We start from the raw sequence: 1900 nt of genomic DNA, 5'->3' as shown, positions 1-1900 counted from the left end.
TGGGCCAAGAAGAATAACCTGAAAAATGTCAAAACGTCACCACCAAGCAATCCCACGAAAGCCAAGACCGAACGTATCGAAGACAAGAGCCTACATGTCTCAACCGCTCGGTTGCTGGCAGATGACAAGAGGAATCGTCAGTCGCAAAAACTACAGCAACCCTACCGCGAATGGTCTGGATGTTTTAGTTCAAATTCCCGCAGCACTTGCACATTTTAGTGCTGTAGTGCTAAGACATGACGCTCAGCGGTCTCTTCTCAACAAACCGATCGAACACCGTACCCAGGGACAGGGCCGCCCATCCGCAAATAGATTTATTCGCTCACTTAACACACCTTGCGACCGAAGCCCGATACCGTGAATGGCTTGGTCGCGTTCGACCCGATCCGGCGTGACGGCCAGTTCGGTGCGAAAATCAAGGTGCTGGCCTCAACCGGCGTCTTCGCCGTGCCGCTGGCCGCCGTCATTGAGCGGCCCGGGTTGCTGGCGGGAGTGCTCACCGGCCCCATTGAAGTCACCGAGACGCCGCTTCGGGTCTTGCTCCTGGAAACCGGTGCCCTCACCACCCGCTTCGCTCTGCTCGTCGTGCGTCTGGAAGCCCGGGGCGGCATGGGCGCGGTTCGCGGGCGGTATCGGGCCGGGGTTATGGTTCTTTTTGCTCATCGCGGTCTCCTCGGGGCGACTGATCGGTGAAAGTTGTGGCAAGCGATGTGCCAAGTGGTGAGACGAAAGATTCGTCGCGCTTTGCGGAATGTCCTCTCTGCCGTGCAAAGTGGAACGGATGTTGCAGACGTGATAGCCGAGCCCGCTAGTACTTTGACCGGCGGGCTCATTATTCTCCAAAGGAAATTTGATGAACCGCTTCGCGTGTCTCGCCGTTGTCCTCGGCATTCTGGCCGCTGTCGGGTGTGGCAAAACTGAGTCCTCGACTGCGCCGTCGAAGGACCCGGCCAAGCCGAACACGCCCCGCAAGCTGTCGGTGAAGGCACCAGCCAGCCAGACCGTGACACAGGACCGTGCCGACGAAATGACCGTCTCCGTAGACCGGGACGGGTTCAGTGCCCCGGTCACCATCGAGCTGAAGAACCTGCCAAAAGGTGTCACCGTCGAGACGAAGGACCTGACCCTCCCGGCGGACAAGAACTCGCTGAAGGTGACGATCAAGGCCGCACCGGACGCCCCGGCGGTGGTCGACCACGTCGTGCAGGTGGCTGCGAAGGCGAAGAGCGAGGCCGATGTGCCCGAGGTCGCGAGCGACTTCAAACTGACGGTGAAGAGTAAGTAACGAGTTCGATCTTACGTTTTGCGAAGCCGCCCCGATGTTGGGGCGGCTCTTTTTGTTGAAGGCCTTCAGCGGGCACCGGAGTTCGCGTTCCCTGTGCGATCAGGGTTACACTTCGTGTCGCCGTCCTCGGTTGTCTCCACTCGTCTTCGCTACGCATGACGATCTGCACTTGGTAAGTGGGAGGCAAGGGAGATTTATCTGACGGGCCGCCCCGATTGCTTGAGAGGAGTTCGTGCTGCCTGACTCAATGCGAACGGGCCGGAGGATGTTCCCATAGCCCGCTCTTACCGCTTGGTCGGTGTCCGTTACCGACGCATACAGCCGAACAGGCCGCGTGATGACCGCCCGCCCGAGTACATCGGGTACGGGTAGCCCCCGGAGTACGGGTAGGAGTTGTAAGTCTGTGGGTACGTGTAGTACGTGCTCTCAGTCGTCGGATTGTAGAGGCTCGTGCCGCTGGTCGGGGACGCCGTGCTGGTCGCGTCCACCGGGGTGTACCCGCTCGCCACGATCGTGCCGGTCCCCCCCCGATTGAGTAGACCTCATTCACGATAGCGTGGGCGTGTTCGTCCCCCTCCCCAACCGGTGCTCAAGCGGCCTTAGTTCGGTGGCCGA

The 1900-nt window shown here is 60.1% G+C and carries 3 protein-coding genes and 1 pseudogene; 3 read left to right on the top strand and 1 reads right to left on the bottom strand.

Annotated elements, in window-relative coordinates; translation table 11 throughout:
* From R5W23_RS07075 to R5W23_RS07065, 3 genes and pseudogenes are all read left to right on the top strand, one after another.
* A pseudogene (locus R5W23_RS07075) lies at positions 1–219 on the top strand (hypothetical protein); the annotation flags it as partial.
* A gap of 147 nt (positions 220–366) precedes the next feature.
* Complete coding sequence (locus R5W23_RS07070) at positions 367–693, top strand: hypothetical protein (RefSeq protein WP_320685734.1); 327 nt, start codon at positions 367–369, stop codon at positions 691–693.
* A gap of 160 nt (positions 694–853) precedes the next feature.
* Positions 854–1285: a hypothetical protein gene (locus R5W23_RS07065; protein WP_320685733.1), complete on the top strand. Its 432-nt coding sequence runs from the start codon at positions 854–856 to the stop codon at positions 1283–1285.
* 305 nt (positions 1286–1590) lie between these two features.
* On the opposite strand, the gene R5W23_RS07060 is transcribed toward R5W23_RS07065, so the two are convergent.
* On the bottom strand, positions 1591–1794 hold the full coding sequence (locus R5W23_RS07060) for a hypothetical protein (protein WP_320685732.1): 204 nt from the start codon (positions 1792–1794) through the stop codon (positions 1591–1593).
* Between the last annotated feature and the right edge of the window lie 106 nt (positions 1795–1900).

It is taken from the genome of Gemmata algarum (assembly GCF_034097035.1).
Classification (GTDB): Bacteria; Planctomycetota; Planctomycetia; order Gemmatales; family Gemmataceae; genus Gemmata; species Gemmata algarum.
This window is presented reverse-complemented; position numbering and strand designations above follow the sequence as displayed.